17 protein-coding genes are annotated in these 16451 nt (G+C 55.9%); 13 read left to right on the top strand and 4 right to left on the bottom strand.

Annotated features, from left to right (window positions below):
- Positions 1–241 precede the first annotated feature (241 nt).
- The 6 genes from QQJ86_RS08590 to QQJ86_RS08565 all read left to right on the top strand — a co-directional run bounded on the left by QQJ86_RS08590 (position 242) and on the right by QQJ86_RS08565 (position 4465).
- Positions 242–991, top strand: coding sequence for a nucleotidyltransferase family protein (locus QQJ86_RS08590; protein ID WP_284320518.1), 750 nt, complete (start codon positions 242–244; stop codon positions 989–991).
- Between the two features lie 2 nt (positions 992–993).
- Complete coding sequence (locus QQJ86_RS08585; protein WP_284320517.1) at positions 994–1425, top strand: hypothetical protein; 432 nt, start codon at positions 994–996, stop codon at positions 1423–1425.
- A gap of 266 nt (positions 1426–1691) precedes the next feature.
- Positions 1692–2690 carry a hypothetical protein gene (locus QQJ86_RS08580; RefSeq protein ID WP_284320516.1) on the top strand — a complete coding sequence of 333 codons (999 nt, stop codon included), beginning with the start codon at positions 1692–1694 and terminating at the stop codon, positions 2688–2690.
- A 133-nt stretch (positions 2691–2823) separates the two neighbouring features.
- On the top strand, positions 2824–3237 hold the full coding sequence (locus QQJ86_RS08575; RefSeq protein ID WP_284320515.1) for a hypothetical protein: 414 nt from the start codon (positions 2824–2826) through the stop codon (positions 3235–3237).
- Between the two features lie 46 nt (positions 3238–3283).
- Positions 3284–3700 carry a hypothetical protein gene (locus QQJ86_RS08570; RefSeq protein ID WP_284320514.1) on the top strand — a complete coding sequence of 139 codons (417 nt, stop codon included), beginning with the start codon at positions 3284–3286 and terminating at the stop codon, positions 3698–3700.
- A 483-nt stretch (positions 3701–4183) separates the two neighbouring features.
- Positions 4184–4465 (top strand): hypothetical protein, encoded by a 282-nt coding sequence (locus tag QQJ86_RS08565; RefSeq protein ID WP_284320513.1) that lies wholly within the window; start codon positions 4184–4186, stop codon positions 4463–4465.
- A gap of 199 nt (positions 4466–4664) precedes the next feature.
- Here the strand turns inward: QQJ86_RS08565 and QQJ86_RS08560 are convergent, their stop codons facing one another.
- Positions 4665–4850 carry an IS3 family transposase gene (locus tag QQJ86_RS08560; RefSeq protein WP_423372780.1) on the bottom strand — a complete coding sequence of 62 codons (186 nt, stop codon included), beginning with the start codon at positions 4848–4850 and terminating at the stop codon, positions 4665–4667.
- A gap of 238 nt (positions 4851–5088) precedes the next feature.
- Between QQJ86_RS08560 and QQJ86_RS08555 the strand changes: the two genes are divergently transcribed.
- Positions 5089–6255: a YajG family lipoprotein gene (locus tag QQJ86_RS08555; RefSeq protein WP_284320512.1), complete on the top strand. Its 1167-nt coding sequence runs from the start codon at positions 5089–5091 to the stop codon at positions 6253–6255.
- Between the two features lie 109 nt (positions 6256–6364).
- Here QQJ86_RS08555 and QQJ86_RS08550 read toward each other — a convergent pair whose 3' ends face one another.
- Both QQJ86_RS08550 and QQJ86_RS08545 read right to left on the bottom strand, forming a co-directional pair.
- A complete protein-coding gene (locus QQJ86_RS08550; RefSeq protein ID WP_284320511.1) occupies positions 6365–7231 on the bottom strand; it encodes a hypothetical protein in 867 nt (288 codons plus the stop codon).
- Positions 7232–7257: 26 nt separating this feature from the next.
- Positions 7258–8058: a glycosyltransferase family 32 protein gene (locus QQJ86_RS08545; protein ID WP_284320510.1), complete on the bottom strand. Its 801-nt coding sequence runs from the start codon at positions 8056–8058 to the stop codon at positions 7258–7260.
- 122 nt (positions 8059–8180) lie between these two features.
- Here QQJ86_RS08545 and QQJ86_RS08540 point away from each other — a divergent pair, with 122 nt between their 5' ends.
- Positions 8181–10076, top strand: a complete 1896-nt coding sequence (locus QQJ86_RS08540; RefSeq protein ID WP_284320509.1) for an O-linked N-acetylglucosamine transferase, SPINDLY family protein — start codon at positions 8181–8183, stop codon at positions 10074–10076.
- A 200-nt stretch (positions 10077–10276) separates the two neighbouring features.
- On the opposite strand, the gene QQJ86_RS08535 is transcribed toward QQJ86_RS08540, so the two are convergent.
- Positions 10277–10669, bottom strand: a complete 393-nt coding sequence (locus QQJ86_RS08535; protein ID WP_284320508.1) for a hypothetical protein — start codon at positions 10667–10669, stop codon at positions 10277–10279.
- 483 nt (positions 10670–11152) lie between these two features.
- Between QQJ86_RS08535 and QQJ86_RS08530 the strand changes: the two genes are divergently transcribed.
- Genes QQJ86_RS08530 through flhA form a run of 5 tightly spaced genes read left to right on the top strand, consistent with a single transcriptional unit; the run spans position 11153 to position 16446 of the window.
- Positions 11153–12283 (top strand): tetratricopeptide repeat protein, encoded by a 1131-nt coding sequence (locus QQJ86_RS08530; protein WP_284320507.1) that lies wholly within the window; start codon positions 11153–11155, stop codon positions 12281–12283.
- Between the two features lie 2 nt (positions 12284–12285).
- Positions 12286–12549 carry a flagellar biosynthesis protein FliQ gene (gene fliQ, locus QQJ86_RS08525; protein WP_284320506.1) on the top strand — a complete coding sequence of 88 codons (264 nt, stop codon included), beginning with the start codon at positions 12286–12288 and terminating at the stop codon, positions 12547–12549.
- Between the two features lie 23 nt (positions 12550–12572).
- The gene (locus QQJ86_RS08520; protein WP_284320505.1) at positions 12573–13316 is read left to right on the top strand and encodes a flagellar biosynthetic protein FliR; all 744 of its coding nucleotides are present in this window, start codon (positions 12573–12575) and stop codon (positions 13314–13316) included.
- On the top strand, positions 13316–14389 hold the full coding sequence (locus tag QQJ86_RS08515; RefSeq protein ID WP_284320504.1) for an EscU/YscU/HrcU family type III secretion system export apparatus switch protein: 1074 nt from the start codon (positions 13316–13318) through the stop codon (positions 14387–14389). Before QQJ86_RS08520 ends, QQJ86_RS08515 begins: the two co-directional genes overlap by 1 nt.
- A complete protein-coding gene (flhA, locus tag QQJ86_RS08510) occupies positions 14386–16446 on the top strand; it encodes a flagellar biosynthesis protein FlhA (RefSeq protein ID WP_284320503.1) in 2061 nt (686 codons plus the stop codon). The genes QQJ86_RS08515 and flhA overlap by 4 nt, the downstream gene beginning before the upstream one ends.
- The last annotated feature ends 5 nt before the right edge of the window (positions 16447–16451 follow it).

Here is a 16451-nt window from a genome sequence, read left to right as displayed (position 1 = left end):
CGTGCATCTTTGCGATGAACCATCATGGCTGATATCGGTGGTCTGACACGGATGCTGCCGGAAGATGCCTTCTCTGTAGGTGGCTTCTTAACTACCCCCGGCCCCTTATCGCGGCCCCTTATCGCATACGTTCCAGGCTTCGGGTGGCCAGGACACAGGCGGACCGACGTCAAACCCACAGATAGGATCGTCTCAAACCGATGAGATAACTGGCGCTTCTTTGGGAAGTGACGAGTCGTCTGTGCCGCAAACGCCGCCTAAGGAGCAGTTGCCCGCGCAGAGTCCGGAGCCGGTCAAGCAGGATGATTTCAACTACGATCGGGAAAAACTTAATGAGGAGATTCAGCAGCAGAGGATGGCTGCGGGGGGCTCGGGTGGGGCTGTAGTGATCGATACTGAGGCTGTACCTCCGCCTCCGTCAGTTGAGCAGAGTGCCCCAGTTCCTGCGGATATAACCTCAGGGCGTTCCGTGCTTTGGACCGACAAATCGATATTTAATACATACCCAGAGAGGACGACATTGCAGTTCCCTGGGGCGGCAGAACAGGCAAAGTTCCTGTCTGAGCAGATACCAGAATTGAGCGAAACGCAGGCTCGCTTAATTCTGGATAAGTCGCTTGGGCGAAACTCGTCTGTTGTATTCGGAGGAAGCCGTGTTCGTGGGGACTTTACTCCTGGTGGATTCGGCGTCGGAAGCGATATTGACGTCGGCTTTGGTAACCTCAATGCGAATCAGGCTGGCAAACTCATCGATAGTTTGAACAAGCAATTCTCTCAAGACCCTGCGATGCTCATGCTTGAACGAACGCGCATTACGCCAGGTAACACGACGCCGACTATTACAGATCCAATCGTCTCGCCAGAGGAGTTTTTCCAGCGCTCTGGCATGCGTGTGGCTCCTGATCCCAAAGCTGGTCAACCTTACATTCCATCAGGTTCTGTTACTGTTAGGCCTGACGGCACAATCGTCATCATCCCACCAGGAGCATAATGATGAGATGCGATGTTGATAACGAACAATTTGACCCTGGCCACCTGATCTACAGGGACCAAGGTTATGGTGCCGATCCCGAAAGGCCGCTGTCTCAGTTTTCACTTGTGGTCACAGATGATGAATTATTAAGTACCTTCCTTGAGCCATTCAGTGTTTTCATGTCTCAATGCAAGGAGGACGATGAATCGTTCTCCGAGAGCGATATACCAGAACTCAAGACACTTGGTTATCCATCTCTAGAGGGTATGCTTTCGTCGCACCGTCGATTGTTGGCTGGCTTATTGAAAGATTTTTTATACTTTCAACTTCTTGATGCTTTGATTGGAAAGAACCCTCGGTCTGGCTGGCGCTTTGCTATAAACGAGATCGCTGAAGTTTCAGACGAGGAAATGGGATATTTGCTGCAAGGTAAGGGGTACTTCATCGGATAGTGATGTCAGGGGCCGGCCCGAAAAGGCCCCAGATGCAGACGGGTTTGTCATCTATCGAAACCTCGTTGTGAATAGGCAACTGCCATGAGCAAATTAGACTCACTCTCGAAGAGAATTTTTGAATGCATCTTTCGGTGCATCTTTCGGAGGTGCATCTTTCGGGACATCCATCATCTTTCGGGACATCCATGAAATAGTCCTTGGCTCGCAGGCTGACGCGCCATCAGCTGATGGCCTCGGCTTTCGGTGGTGGCAATCATGTCCCCATGACCTATCCGCGCCATCATATAGTTACCCCGGAAACGGGTGGTTTTTATCACTGCGTTTCCCGCTGCGTACGCCGAGCCTTCCTGTGTGGTGAGGACGCCTACTGTGGTCGTTCTTTTGAACACCGCCGAGCATGGGTAGAAGAGCGATTGCTTGAGCTAGCGGAGTGTTTTGCTGTTGGTTTGTATGCCTATGCGGTGATGTCCAACCATTTGCATGTGGTTCTGTCTGTGGAGCCGCAAGCGGCGCAGCACTGGTCCGATGAAGAGGTCGCCGAACGTTGGGTGCGAGTGTTTCCAGCGCGTGTGGGGGACGCGGTTGACGAAGAGGCCTGTCGGGAAAAGATCCAGAGGCTGCTAGGAAATGCCGAGCGATTGGCTGAAGTAAGGCTTCGCCTCGGCAGCTTGTCGTGGTTTATGCGTTGCCTGAACGAGCCCATTGCGCGCAAAGCTAATCAAGAAGATGGCTGTACAGGGCGATTTTGGGAAGGGCGCTTTAAATGTCAGGCCTTGCTGGACGAGCAGGCTGTACTAGCGTGCATGGTGTACGTGGATCTCAACCCAATCCGTGCAGGCATGGCGTTGGATCTTCCATCGTCGACGCATACATCGATCAAGCTACGCTTGAAGGACATGGAGCAGAAGGAAAGCTTGTCCAAAAGAAAGCTGGGTCCGGTGGCAGGTATGTTGATGAAACCCTCGCTTTCTCTGCGGGGGCTGGACTATTTGGAACTGGTGGACTGGAGTGGTCGAGTCGTACGTGAAGGCAAGCGAGGAACGATCGCATCGACGGTTCCTTCCGTGTTGGCGAAGCTTGGTCTGCGTGAATTGCAATGGCAGTCCCAGATGTTAGGTATTGAGAGCCGCTACTGGCGAGCGGTGGGGACGGTGGAATCTTTGGTCGCCAAAGCGAGAGCGCTTGGGCAATGCTGGCTGAAAGGGGCGGGCAGAGGAGAGTGTCCGTTCAAGGGGGAGCGTAAGGGGACAGCTCATCCATAAACGTAAGCTTGCGGCGATGAGGGGTGATCTATCATTCACAGGCTATCGGTGAACCAGTGCGTTGGCTATCGCCAGGAATAACGATTTCGAGCTAACCAATTCGTAATTGGGAAGGGAATATCCACAGAGATTGATGCGTGCTCGCAGTGTGAGCTTTGCAGTGCAGGCTTATTGTCTAATTTGGTTGGATTCAAATAGTGGATGTCCTGAGTTCTCTGAGTTCTGCTCTACTAAGGTGTTGGATGTTGCAAACGCTGAGCATATCCCATATGACGCATTCCTTGGGAAGCCCTACATGGGTGCTTTCCCTGAGCAAAATATTTCGGCAGCGTCTAACATCCTTGCGCCAATTCGTGCAGATGCTCAGGGATTAACTAATGATCAAAGGGCACTATATATGGATTATTTGAACAAAACCTACGTGAATGCACGTCTGATTGAACAAGGCTTGCCACCCTTCGAGGTTTCGCTGCCTAGTCAAATCCCTGCGTCGCTTGATATCGATAACTTGATTCAGGCCAATCGACAATTACAACAGTTAAGGTAAGGGGATAAAACGCGAATAGATGTTCCACTGCGTCGCGTGATCTGTAATGATTGCGCGACGCCCAAAGCAAGGGATTAAGATGTCAAAAATGAGCTATCTAGGGGCAATGGAGCTGCGTGCGGCAATGGTTTCTTTTGAGAGCCAACTAGCGGCTGTTGCATCAACAGATTCATATCCAACTGGATCTATTGATGCCACATTTGTTCATAATAAGTTCGAGACCGTTCCTGTACTTGTGTCGATGGAACACTATGAAAGCAAATATGACCCGGAAGTAAAGCTTAAGATTGGCATGTCTATCAAATTGCCTAAGTGCAAAATTTCAAAGACGTTGACCATGGGATCTCGCGACGAGATTATGTCTTGGCTTGCAAGATTTCGGGATGAAGCATACACCGATAAGTTCTTGAGGGAGCTTTATATTGAAGCAGAAAAGGCGAATGATGCTAACAGATTGCTTTAGTTTCCCCCAAAAAGGGTCCCCCAAAAGGGGCCGGGTGAAGCGTGCATTTTCGGTCCACGGTGGTGAGGTGACTGCAGATGACTTAATTACCCGCGCCCGAACAGGCCTGAAACCAAATGGGGATATGGGACCGATTCCACCTCTCTCTTCGGCGTTCTACAATAATGGCCTGCTGATCTCCACAGATCAGGCGATTCGTGACGGAGGTGGACTTCAGAACGCCATCGCGCGACAGCCAGGAGAGACTGTTGTGCGTGTTGAAGCGCAAGACGTTGGGGATCTTGGGGCAGATCTCGGCTATGGATACCAGCGTATTGGGGCTACGGGTAATAAGTTGATAAATGGAACTACTTAAGGGCCGCTTCTCCAAGTCGATGGTCTTCGTAGCGCTCAAGGCATTTATGAATTCAATGCGGCTACAGGACGCTGGGAAACTATCACGGTATATCCAGCGCCAGTGCCTCACTGATAAAGGGTGATTGCATGTCGGACTTTCCTCAAATATCTAGAGTTCTCAAGGCTTGCTTCAATGTAGAAGATGGTCTTTCCGAAGATGTTGCTATCCGTATGTACCAGCGTGCGTTGGCTTCAAGCGCAAATCGAGATGCCTTGGAAGCGGAGCTTGCTAGGGCATTTGGCGACACGCAGGTATCTTGGAAAAAGCTTCTATTGAACGACGATTACGAGGTCTTTGATGCACCATCTGAAGAAGAGATGCGTGCGTATGCTCATAGGATTTTGTGGCAGCCTATTTTTGGCCTTTGAGAGAATGGATGTCATTAAGAGTGGTACTTGGTTGGTCTACATTGATCATGTGTAAAAAGAACGCCCGCCAAAAGCGGGCGTTTTGTTGTTCCAAACACCACACCTGTTTCCTTCCGCCATTTCATCTTGGCTGGCCTTGGGACGACCACTTCCGCGGAACGCTTGGTCACCTTGAGCGGGTCCCGTTTCCACGGACAGTTTAATTAGCCACCTCAGCCATTCTCTCGAAAGCTTCGGGTGAGCGGTAGTCCAAGCTGCTATGCAACCGTTGCCGGTTATAGAAGCTTTCGATGTACTCAAAAATGTGAGCTCTGGCCGCATTGCGATCTTTGAAACGTTCGTGATGCGTCAACTCCTGCTTGAGCGAGCTGAAGATGCTCTCCATGACGGCGACGTCCCCCAGTTTTGAGTAGAGGAGCAAATTAGAGTCCGGGCTACTGTGACGTCCCCCCATTTTGCAGATTCGCCCATTCCTGTTTTAGTAAATGAATCCAGGTAGCCGACTACACTCCGTCAGTGCAAGAATTACTGCAGTGTGCACTCAGCTTGCAGGTCACGCGACAGGGGCCATCAAGGGTCTTTTGCGACCAGAGATGGTATAGCCACGAAACAGGGGAAATCTGATGTTTACAAAAGGGTATTCAAGGCTAGCTATTTTGTGTTTCTGCGTAATGCTGGCCGGATGCGCCACATCTCGTAGCGAGATCAAACTGCATAGCCCGACGATTGTCGCACCGGCGACGACGGCAACATCCACAGGGCGTGTGGTAGTGATTGGCAAGATCACCGACGAGCGCGTTTTTGAGCAAGCACCTAACGATCCAAGTACGCCATCTCTGGGTTTCGGTGGGACAGATAAGGCGAGCGACGACGTAAAGGCGCGAGCCGTTGGTCGCAAGCGCAACACCTATGGCATGGCGCTGGGCGATGTGTTGTTGCAGCCGGGGCAAACCGTGGAAGGTGCCATTCGGGAAAACCTTACTGCCGCATTCCAGCAGGCGGGCTACCAGGTAAAGGGAGAAGGTGATGCAGGCTCTTCCCCGATAATGGTGGATGTTCACATCAAACAGTTCTGGGCTTGGTTCACGCCTGGCTTCTGGGTCGTCACACTCAGTGACAATATTGCGACCGATTTAGTCTTCAATGGCATCGAGGCGCCCGTGGTAGTGAGCACCCACGTTGAAGATAAGCACGCGGCGGCGACTGAAGACGATTGGATGCAAATCGTCGACAAGGGGCTGGACGCTTATCGCGCTGAAGTATTACATCGAATGCAGGGTAGCGACGGTGCCCATATTGCAACGATAGCGGCGAATGCCCCTCTAGCGTCCCCTTCGGTCAAGCCAGCATCGATGCCGGCGAGTGACGTCAATCAGGCAACGGTACTAAGCCATCAGTCGGTTGCCGAAGCAGCCACCGTACCGGGACCGGTTGCACCAGCGTCTTCGCAGACTTCCCCTGTCAGAACAGTTTCCGCGATCGAGGTGGCAGCACAAAAGCCTACGCCTGTGACCGAAACAAAGCCGGAGGAAGCAACGCCCTCTGCTCCACCGATCACAGCGGCCACGGGGCCGGCCTCTGTGACTGTAGCCTCTCAGAATGAATCAGCTGCTACTGCCGCTATCGCACCGATGGCCCAGTCCGTTGCAACCCAGTTGGGTTGTGGAGCGATTCAAGCCAATGGTGCAACGACCTTTGTTGCATCTTGCGGTACCTATAGCGTCCTGATCGATTGTGACGGTAGCCAGTGCCGTCCCATGCATACTCTCAACGTCAAACACGACGAGTAGCGGGTCGTTCAGTGAGGGAGGCTGGGAACTAGTGTCTTTGAGATGCAGAACAGTCACTGGGTCCCAACCTTCGCTGGGACGACGAGCAAAACTTACGTCGCAACTGAGCCTAACGTACAGTTTCAGTTATTTGTCCGGGAAAGCACAGTCCGACTTGGTTCACGCCTTCGGGATCACGTATCTGAAGGCGAACATCCTTCGTGTCTGCAGCCAAGTGCAGAATACCCAGCGAGGTTCTGGGCATAACAGGTTCACAGAACCGCTTTCGTTTCGTGTCATAGCTGGGAATAGCCAGGTGGCAGAGCCAATTGCACAATGCAGGCATGGGCGCCACTGGGGTGTTTTCGGTCCACAACATGTAATTAAGTGCGGTCTGGTCGCAACAGACGCTGCCCTCGGATGCGGCTAGACCTGTCTCGAATGCTTTGCACCAGCGTGTCCAGTGCGGTGCGTCGGCACGGAGTGCGAAAACTCCAGCATTGACATAGCTGGCCCAGCTAAGCTGTTGTGCGGCTTTCTGGCCGTAGTACGCATGCATGCGCTCCGCTCGCCATACGAAACTGTTCTGGCTGTGGCGGTATGCGTGATGGACTTGGGGCGTAACGGCCAATGCGCCGCGTGAAGCGGCGCTGGCATACCAATCCAGCGCGTAGCGCTCCTGCACCCAGCAGTCGGCATCGATCCAGTGGTAGATGTCGTAGCCAGGAAAGTAATCGGGCAAAAAGGGGCGGACGGTAAGTGCGCGCGCATGCGGTTGCTGTATGCGGGTCTGTTCATTGACCGGGAGATCCCAGCCAGGCTCGATCACGTATTTCGCGTGTTGTTCAATCCAGCGCCGGGTGTCCGGCGCCATTCCCAAGTCAAAAACAGCTAATGCTGCATAAGGGTAAGGCTGCCATTGCTGCAACGATCGTATCAAGCCGCGTAGCAGCAATGCGTACGACTCGTCGGCTGCAGTAACGATAAGGATGCGCATGTTGAGGGTATGAATGGGTGATGCGCTCACGCGTTGATGGCTTCGCCAAACAAGACGCGGCCGTGCGTGTCGATCAGCTGTTCGACCAGTTGCAGTATCTGCTCCTGACTCAAAGCGCCTTGAGCGGGATTGAAGGATGACACGGTACTTAGCAGCGCTCGGCACAGATTCGCGGCGTAAAAGCGTTGCCCTCGTTCTGCGGCATGCGCGCGCAGCCACTCGGGGTGGTCGCCATAGTAGGCCGCACGAATAAGCAAGGGGCTGAGGCAGGCGACCTGCGCGTGTACCCGCAATGGGACAACACGCCCAAGTTTGGTAAGCAGGTCGGTACCGAGCGCCGTGCGTGACATGGTGGCGGCGCCCAAGTGATCGTGTAGTTGTATGGTGGCGAAGCGTAGGAAATCGAGCAGTGGATGGCCGAGCTCGAACACCAGCAGCGAATTGTTTATCCCACGCCAGTGCGTCAGCTCGCCTTGAGCGTTGAGACTTGTCCATACCTCGTGGCACAGCATGGCGCCGCAGGCATCGGGAATGGTGAACCCTGTCGGATCGAACACCAGCACGTCAGCATCCATCCAGATGGCGCGTTCGTAGTTTCGGGTTAGCCGATCGCGCAGTAATCCCAGCCGCGCCATGTCCGTCTGGGGAAGCAGCGAAGCAGCGCTCTTGTTGCGCATTCGTGCCGGCATGAAGTCGAACAAGGTGTCATCGACAAATTCATAGTCGTATCCGCGACTGCCGGCCCAATCCCTTACGGTTTGCATGCAACGTTGCACCCAAGGTTCCACCTGGGTGTCGCGATACGACTGGACGACGATGGTTCGCACGCCGATAACTCCCCTGTAACGATGCACGGCACCCTGTGCGCGATGCGTTGACGAAGCATAGGGGCTCGCGCTCCGATACGCACGCAGGGCATCATGGTGAAAGGCTGTCAAATGGGGGAGCCATGTTGGATCAGGGATGGGGTTTGCTGGGAGCTGCGGTGGCGGGTGATGAAGAGCTTGAGCCGGCTACGCTCTCCACTGAAGAATTCGTCGTTCGGTTGCACGCGGTGGTGCAGGACGCGTCCTGGCGCACGGACGATATCAATGAGCTCGGTAACCGACTGTTTCGCGTAGGTGCGTTTGGCCATGCCGCGGCGTGCTACGGCATGGCTGCCCGGGCGCCACAGGCTTTCGGGGCACGGGTCAATCTAGGCCGTTGCGAAATACGACTTGGCCGGTTGGAAGATGCAGAGTCGTTAGCGCGGGATTTGATTGCGGAAAACCCGCGGCTGGTGATTGCATGGCAACTGCTTGGTGAGGCATTGGCAGCACAGCAGCGCTTGCCGGAAGCGGTGGAGGCCGCAAAGCGTGCCGCTGAACTGGCGGAAGGCAATGCGATGCTCACGCGGCAATGGGCCATGCTGGTCGAGCGAACGCAGGATCTGGAAACGGCCGTGCATGCTTTCGAGCGTGCCTGGCAGTTGGACCATAGTGACTATTACAGCTTGCGTGCCCAGGTGTTCTATCGGCGTAGCCTATGCAAATGGGAGGGACTGGATGCGTTGAGTGCGCAGCTGGTTCAGTCCATGGATGCGGCGCAGGGCGATGTGTCGCCGTTCGACTTCTTATCCGAGCCGAGCACTGCCGCGCAGCAGGCTGCATGTGCGCGTCAACTGGCTGGCAGAATCAAGCAGATGGCCGATCGCCAGCCGATCAAGCGAATAGCACCTGTGTTCTCCACCCCGGGGCGCTTGCGCGTAGGTTTCTTGTCGCATGGATTCGGGTTGCACCCCACGACTATTCTTACTGTGGCGCTGTTCGAACAGTTGCGTGACTCACAATTGGAAATTCACCTGTTTTCAACGCGCGATGATGGCAAAGATGCTTCGCGCCGTCGGCTAGCCGCAGCAGTGCATGGTTTCCACGACGTCTCAGGTCTATCGCAGCGCGATATTGCAACGCGAATTCATGAGGCGGGTTTAGAGATGCTGCTGGACCTGGACGGCTATTGTCGTGCACGCAAACCCGAAGTGTTCGCCTACCGTCCGGCGCCATCGCAGGTGGGGTGGTTAGCGTATCCAGGCACCACGGGTGCGGACTTTATCGACTATGTGATCGCAGACCGTTTCGTTTTGCGTGAGGATTTGCAACCGCATTTCAGCGAGAAGGTGGCATATCTGCCGCGTTGCTATCAATGCACGGACCCCACTCGCGCCATCGGTATACCTCCTGCGCGTGAAGCCTGCGGCTTACCGGCGCAGGGCATTGTCTACGCCTGCTTCAACGCCAGCTACAAACTCAATCCGCGCAGCGTTACGCGCATGTTGCAAATATTGGCAAGCGTTCCTGGCAGTGTTTTGTGGTTGCTGCAAGGCCCCGGTCGCATGGCCGATCGTTTGCGCGAAGTGGCGCAGAGCATGGGAGTGTTGCCATCGCGCTTGGTATTCATGGAAAAACTGCCGCATGGGGACTATCTGGCGCGCTATCGCCACGTAGATTTGTTCCTGGATACGGAAGACTACAACGCGCACACCACGGCTTCCGATGCACTGTGGGCGGGATGTCCTGTACTCACGCGACCTGGAGAAACGTTCGCGAGCCGGGTGGCGGGCAGTCTGAATCATCACCTGGGCATGCCGGAAATGAATGCATCGGATGATGCGGCGTTTGTGATGAAGGCTGTGCGTTATGGGCGTGATGCGAATTATCGGGCTGCTATCAAAGCGAAATTGTTGAAGCAGCGGTTGGAGTCGGGGTTGTTCGATATCAAGGGATTTGCGCGGGATTTTGAGGGGTTGCTTTTGCGTATGGCGGAGCATCGGCGGATGGGGAGTTTGCCGGAAACGTTTGAGAGTTGATCTGTAAGTTCCATGGGAATGTGCAATCTGCCCCTTCGTCATTCCCGCGAAAGCGGGAATCCATTTGCTCCGATGCAAAAGCGAAGATGGATTCCTGCTTTCGCAGGAATGACGACTTCTAGGTATTAGCCGACAGCTTCGTAAGTTTTGCCATTCACTCAAGCCTACTTTACGAAGATGAGCGGGGGGGCTATTCGCAATCAAGCCTTGCGCAATTCCGCCATCAAATCCAAAAAACGCTGCTGAAACGCAGTATCAGCATCCAGCGTCTTCCCGATCGCCTCCACCATCGGCTGAAACTGCGAATCGGTGCGGAAGTCGCTGCCGAATTCCCATAGCAGGATTTCTCGCACCACATGATTCCTTGCCTGCAGCATCGATTGCGTGTCGGCAAGATCGGTGTCCATGGCCAGGCTGTGCAAGCGTTGTCGCAGCGCCTGCACGTCGTGTCTGGAGGGAACCGGTCTCTGCGGTGCGTTGGAATCCGGTTTACCCGATTGGGTATTGCGCTGTGCTTCCTGGGTACGTCCTCGCGCAAGTGCCCTCAACGTTTCGATGAGCGAGGAGGAGGGCGAAATGCGATTCGTGGACATGTGTGTTCCGTACAAGAAAGCGGTAACAGGGCAAGTGTAATGGCTGTCAGGTGTTCGTCACGTATTCTTCACATGCGTGAATGCGCTTCAACAACATGTGGCGTGCCACAGGGAAGTGATTGTGTTTGCGCGATAAAACGTTCGGCAATTTCTTGCGATTTTGTTTTGTATTTGAAGTGCGGTCTGACTTGGTGATGGCGGTGTGAGAAGTTTGTTGACAGTCGGTGAAGCCCGACCCTAGATTAATTACGAACCGTTTTCGCTTGCGTCACAAACTGGGTGTGACAGGACAAGCAAAAACGTCAAGGACCAGACGACGCGCGATCTACGTCGTAAGGATGCTGTAAGGGGAAGGAGCGTTCGGACGAAAGTTCGCGCGCAGGGAGCAGTAACCGTGCGGTGGGAAGTCGTAGTGCTGGAGACCCTTGCGGTCTCCACGGTTAGTCTTATCGAGATTGCGCGAAAAAAGTTTAGGGGGGCGCCATGAGTCGCGCCGCTCTGCTTGCCGGTTTCGCAGACCGCGATCCGCAAAATCCTGTCCTTTTATGCGATCTCCTCGATGAGCTGCTGGCGGATGGGCGCTTGGACGAAGCGGCTGCCCGCATCGGCAAAGTGTCGCCTTCATTGCGTGAATTACCCGGCGTACGTTTCCGGGAAGCACGCTGCGCGCTGCTGAGCGGTAACACCAAAGCAGCGATTACGTTGCTGCAATCACTGATCAGCAACGTCGAAACTGCGCCCGCGGGTGTTGTGCATGATCTGGCATACGCTCAATTCGCGGATGGGCACGCTGAAGAAGCATTGCAAACACTTGCACATGCTCACGACGCTGACGGCGACACGGCTGCGCTTGCGCTGTTGAAGGCGCGCATTCTGCATCGGAAGAATCAGCTGGAAGCTGCGATTGAAGCGTTAGCCCCGATTCAATCCGATACGCGTTTGTCGGAAGTGCAGGGCCTACGCGCTTTGCTCTGGCTGGATATCGGCGATACCACGCGTGCTTCGGAAGAAGCCGAACTCGCGTTGAAGGTTGATCCGGATCAGCACGAAGCAAACATCGTACGCGGTACGGTGGCGCTCTGGGCTCAGCGTTTGCAGGAATCCACGGCCGCTTTCGAGCGCGTGCTGGCAAAACATCCCGAATCTGGGCGCGCGTGGCTTGGCATGGGTCAGAACGTGATGTTGCTCGGCGACGTCCCGTCAGCCCGTTCTCTGCTGGAACGCGCAACCACCGTCATGCCGGATCACATCGGCACATGGCATGCCTTGGCGTGGTGCCAGTTGCTGGAAGGTGACCTTGCCGGGGCCAAGCGGAGTTTCGACAAAGCGTTTGCGCTGGATCGAACCTTTGGCGAAACGCACGGCGGCTTCGCACTGGTGCATGCACTGCGTTTCGAGCGTAAGGAAGCCGAAGAATCCATCAAGCGTGCTACTCGATTGGATCCGCAAGGCCGTGCCGCACGCTATGCGCAAAGTGTGTTGCTGCTGGATGAGGGCCGGGTCGATGAAGCTCGCAAGCTGATCGACGATATTGTCGCTCGCACACCAGGAGCAGGTGCCATACCCGCTGATTTCATTTTCAAGCTGCGCGACCTGGTGCGTCCGAGGGGATAGACATGGATAGCGATACCGCCATGCACCTGCTTTCGGAAACCTTGCTGACCGCAGCGAAGATTTCTGCGCCGATCCTGCTGGCCACCTTGGCCGTGGGTGTTGTGATTTCGATCTTTCAGGTAGTGACGCAGATTCAGGAAATGACGCTCACCTTCATTCCAAAGCTGATCACGGTGGTGGCGATGGTCGTCGTTACCGGTGCCTGGATGATGGCGGTGGTGGTCGAGTTCACGAAGCGCTTATTTGGCCTTATTGCAGGGATGTAGAAGTGGGAGCGATCGATCCGCTCATGGGCGCTTTTCTTCTCGCAATGGCGAGATTTGCGCCGCTGTTGATGGTGCCGGCATTTACGCCGTTCAACGGCGTGCCCGCATCGATACGTATGTGCGTGTTGCTGGCGCTTACGATGCTGGCGGTCGGTGTGCATCCTGTGCCCGCTGTGCGTCTTGATCCTGATCATCCGCTGCCGTTCGTGCTGGCCATGGCAGGCGAATGCGTGCTGGGTTTTTCACTTAGCCTAGCCGTGGTGTTGCCAATGGCGGCGCTGGGTTTTTCTGCGCGTGTGCTGGATCTGCAGTCGGGCGTAAGCGCGGCGAGTTTGTTCAACCCCACCACGCACGCTGCGGAAGCCTTGGCCGGGACGATCGTGCAGTGGGCAGGTTTACTGGTGTTCTTTTCGCTTGGCCTGCACTTGTTGCTGCTGCAAGGCATGCTTGCTTCGATTGACATCATCCCTTTGGGTAGCGGCGGTCTGCTGGTTTCGCCGAGTATGTTGCTGTCGAAGCTTTCGTCACAGTTTTTGCTGGGCCTGATGGTTTCGGCGCCCACCATGCTCGGCTTGTTCGCGATCGACCTTACGGTGGCTTACGCGAGTCGTTCGATGCCGCAGGCCAATGCCTATTTCGTGGCTTTGCCGATCAAGGTGCTGACCGGCTTCATGCTGTTGGCTGGATCACTGCGTTACGCGCCGCCGTTGATCGAGCGGATGTACCGCGACGCATTCACGGTGTTTACGCCAGTTGGGGTGCATTGATGGCCGCCGACGAGCAGACCAAGACCGAGCAACCCACGCCGTTCCGCCTGCAGGAGGCGCGCGAGCGCGGCCAGGTACCGCGCAGCACCGATCTCAGCGGCATTGTGGTGATGATCGTGTTTAGCATCGCATTTGCGGCGGCTTCGTATGGCATCGCCGCGGCGATGGCGCGCTCGGTCACGCGCACCATTTTGATGGCGGGCAATGCGCCTGCACCGTCAGCCAGTTTGATGACTTGGCTGCAACACACGTTCCAGCCGACTTGGCAGGCGATCCTGCCCATCGTGATGGCCATGCTGGTGGCTGCGGTCGTTGCCAACGTCATGCAGACAGGTCCGGTCTTCAGCACTCATCCTTTGAAGCCAGATTTCAACCGCCTCAATCCAGCCGAAGGCGCAAAGAAGATTTTTTCGCTGCGCATTTTGTGGGAGTTGTTCAAGCTCACCTTGAAGCTGGGTGTGCTGGGCGGCGTGGCGTGGATGCTGGGTGCAAGCATCGGCCGCAAGGTGGAGGCTGTGGCGTTTGCTGCGCCCTCGACTGTCGGCATGGTGCTGCGTTCGACGTATGTGCAAGTCACGACGTGGATGCTCGTGCTGCTGGCTCTCATAGCTTTGTTTGATCTGTGGTTCACGCGCCGCGAATACATTCGCAAACTGCGCATGAGCCGGCGCGATATCAAAGATGAAGTGAAGCGCCGCGAAGGCGATCCGGATATCCGTCACAAGCGTCGGCGCTTGATGGCGGAACTGTTGAAGAATTCTCGTTCAACACGTCGTGTAGCCGAAGCAGACGTGCTGCTCACCAATCCAACGCACTTGGCGATTGCCTTGAAGTATCGGCCCAAGACGATGCGCTCGCCGGTGGTGCTGTCCAAAGGCAGCGACGCGCTGGCGGCACGCATGCGCATGCTTGCCGCGCAATCCGGTGTGCCTTGTTTGCGTTCGCCGGAATTAGCGCGCGCGTTGTATCGCGAGTGCAAGATCGATCGGCCGGTGCCCGCGCACTTGTACAAACCACTGGCGCCCATCTATCGCTGGTTGATGAAACGCCCGGGGAACAGGATCTTCACGTGAACGCTTTATTCGGCCAGCTTTGGAACGGCAAGCGCGACGTCATCCTTGTGATGGGGATGATCGCGATCCTGGTCATCCTTTTCACGCCGATTCCGGGGGCGTTGCTGGATTTCCTATTGGTGCTCAACTTCACCAGCGCGCTGCTGGTGCTGCTGATCACCTTCTTTACCGAAACGCCGCTGAGCTTTTCGACCTTCCCATCGTTGTTGCTGATTACCACACTGTTTCGCCTCGCTCTGAATATTTCGGCCACACGCCTGATTCTGGACAAGGGCAATGCCGGGCGTGTGATCAACGCGATCGGCTCCTACGTGGTGGGTGGCAACTACGTCATCGGCCTGGTGGTGTTCCTGATCCTGGTGGTCGTGCAGTACGTAGTGGTGACGAACGGCGCCCAACGTGTTGCCGAAGTGGCCGCGCGCTTCACATTGGACAGCATGCCCGGCAAGCAGATGAGCATCGACGCCGACATGAACATGGGGCTGATCGATGAGCACGAAGCACGTCGCCGCCGTAGCCAGATCGAAAAGGAAGCCAGTTTCTACGGTGCGATGGATGGCGCAACCAAGTTCGTCAAGGGTGATGCTATCGCGGGCATCATGATCATCCTGATCGATATCATCGGTGGCTTGGCCGTCGGCATGGTGCAGCGTGGCATGCCGTGGACAGACGCCGTGCACCGCTACACGTTGCTTACCGTGGGTGACGGCATCGTTACGCAGATTCCGTCCTTGGTGATTGCGGTGGCCACCGGCATCATCATTACGCGCGCTGCATCGGATGCGCAGCTCGGTACCGAAATCGCGCGGCAGGTGCTTTCCAGTTCGCGGACCTTGCTGATTGTGTCGTTGGCGCTGGCTGGGCTGCTTCTGCTGCCGGGATTGCCGGCGTGGCCGGTGATGCTGGTTCTGTTGGGTGTCGGCACTTTGACGTTCTTCGCCTCACGTTCCGGCGACACGCTTGCGGAGAAGAAGGAAGCAACGCCAGAGCCTGAAGCCAAGCGGGAGGAAGAAGATCTTTACCGCCTGCTCTCAGTGGAGCCGGTAGAGATCCATCTCGGCAGTGGCATTTCCACCACCTACAAGGCGAAAGGCCTCGATTTGGGCGATCGCATCAGCACATTCCGCAAGCAGTTTGCGCTCGATCTCGGTTTCATCTTGCCCAAGGTCAAGCTGATCCAGGGGCCGTCGCTGGCTGAGGATGCCTACGAAATTCAGGTGCAGGGTTCGCGCGTAGGACGCGGTGAGTTGCGTTTCGACGCGTTGCTGGCGATCAATCCTGGCGGTAAGCGGCCCAAGCTGGAAGGGCGCGAAACGCGTGATCCGGCCTATGGTTTGCCAGCGCAGTGGATCAATCCTGATCAGCGCCAGTACGCGCGCGGGGCAGGGTACACACTGGTCGATCCGGAGACGGTGCTCATTACGCACCTTGGTGAAGTGACCAAGCGCCACGCGCCGGAGCTTTTGACACGAGCGGAAACGGAGCGGTTGGTGTCGCGCGTACGCGAGCAGCAAGCGTCCTTGGTCGATGAGCTGATACCTGGCGTGATGTCCTACACCGACGTGCAGAAAGTTCTGCAGCAGTTGTTGCGTGAACAGGTCAGCATCCGCAACGTCGAGACCATTCTCGAGGTGCTGGTCGATGCAGGCAAGACGCACAAACAGACAGACGATCTAGTCGAGCGCGTGCGTGAGCGGCTTGGACCCTCCATTTGCCAGCGGGTAAGCAATGCGCAAGGCGAACTGCATGTGCTCACGCTTGCGCCCGAACTGGAGCGCTCGATCGTATCGGCGGTGCGTCAGCGCGAGGGCTCCGGCGCATTGTTGGCCGATCTCGGCCAACTGGAAGCCTTGTTGAACGGCTTGGCCAAACAGTCCGAAGCGATGATGGCGCGCAGCCATCTGCCGGTACTGCTTTGCCCAAGCGTGGTGCGTCGTCATTTGCGTGCGTTGATCCAGCGCAGCCTGCCACACGTCACCGTACTGGGTATCAACGAAGTGCCTGCCACCGTGATGGTGAAGGCGTTTGGCACCGTCACCGCTTCGGCTGCTGCATAAGGAGA

The organism is Dyella acidisoli, assembly GCF_030160295.1.
GTDB classification, from domain to species: domain Bacteria; phylum Pseudomonadota; class Gammaproteobacteria; order Xanthomonadales; family Rhodanobacteraceae; genus Dyella_B; species Dyella_B acidisoli.
The sequence above is the reverse complement of the archived record's forward strand: the minus strand, read 5'-3'. Positions and strand labels throughout refer to the sequence as shown.

What these genes read in the sequence shown, in the direction of transcription:
- QQJ86_RS08585 (WP_284320517.1), top strand. Translation starts at nt 994, where the DNA reads ATGAGATGCGATGTTGATAACGAACAATTTGACCCTGGCCACCTGATC.
- QQJ86_RS08580 (WP_284320516.1), top strand. Translation starts at nt 1,692, where the DNA reads ATGACCTATCCGCGCCATCATATAGTTACCCCGGAAACGGGTGGTTTT.
- QQJ86_RS08575 (WP_284320515.1), top strand. Translation starts at nt 2,824, where the DNA reads ATGCGTGCTCGCAGTGTGAGCTTTGCAGTGCAGGCTTATTGTCTAATT.
- QQJ86_RS08570 (WP_284320514.1), top strand. Translation starts at nt 3,284, where the DNA reads ATGATTGCGCGACGCCCAAAGCAAGGGATTAAGATGTCAAAAATGAGC.
- QQJ86_RS08565 (WP_284320513.1), top strand. Translation starts at nt 4,184, where the DNA reads ATGTCGGACTTTCCTCAAATATCTAGAGTTCTCAAGGCTTGCTTCAAT.
- QQJ86_RS08560 (WP_423372780.1), bottom strand. Translation starts at nt 4,850, where the DNA reads ATGGAGAGCATCTTCAGCTCGCTCAAGCAGGAGTTGACGCATCACGAA.
- QQJ86_RS08555 (WP_284320512.1), top strand. Translation starts at nt 5,089, where the DNA reads ATGTTTACAAAAGGGTATTCAAGGCTAGCTATTTTGTGTTTCTGCGTA.
- QQJ86_RS08550 (WP_284320511.1), bottom strand. Translation starts at nt 7,231, where the DNA reads ATGCGCATCCTTATCGTTACTGCAGCCGACGAGTCGTACGCATTGCTG.
- QQJ86_RS08540 (WP_284320509.1), top strand. Translation starts at nt 8,181, where the DNA reads ATGTTGGATCAGGGATGGGGTTTGCTGGGAGCTGCGGTGGCGGGTGAT.
- QQJ86_RS08535 (WP_284320508.1), bottom strand. Translation starts at nt 10,669, where the DNA reads ATGTCCACGAATCGCATTTCGCCCTCCTCCTCGCTCATCGAAACGTTG.
- QQJ86_RS08530 (WP_284320507.1), top strand. Translation starts at nt 11,153, where the DNA reads ATGAGTCGCGCCGCTCTGCTTGCCGGTTTCGCAGACCGCGATCCGCAA.
- fliQ (WP_284320506.1), top strand. Translation starts at nt 12,286, where the DNA reads ATGGATAGCGATACCGCCATGCACCTGCTTTCGGAAACCTTGCTGACC.
- QQJ86_RS08520 (WP_284320505.1), top strand. Translation starts at nt 12,573, where the DNA reads ATGGGCGCTTTTCTTCTCGCAATGGCGAGATTTGCGCCGCTGTTGATG.
- QQJ86_RS08515 (WP_284320504.1), top strand. Translation starts at nt 13,316, where the DNA reads ATGGCCGCCGACGAGCAGACCAAGACCGAGCAACCCACGCCGTTCCGC.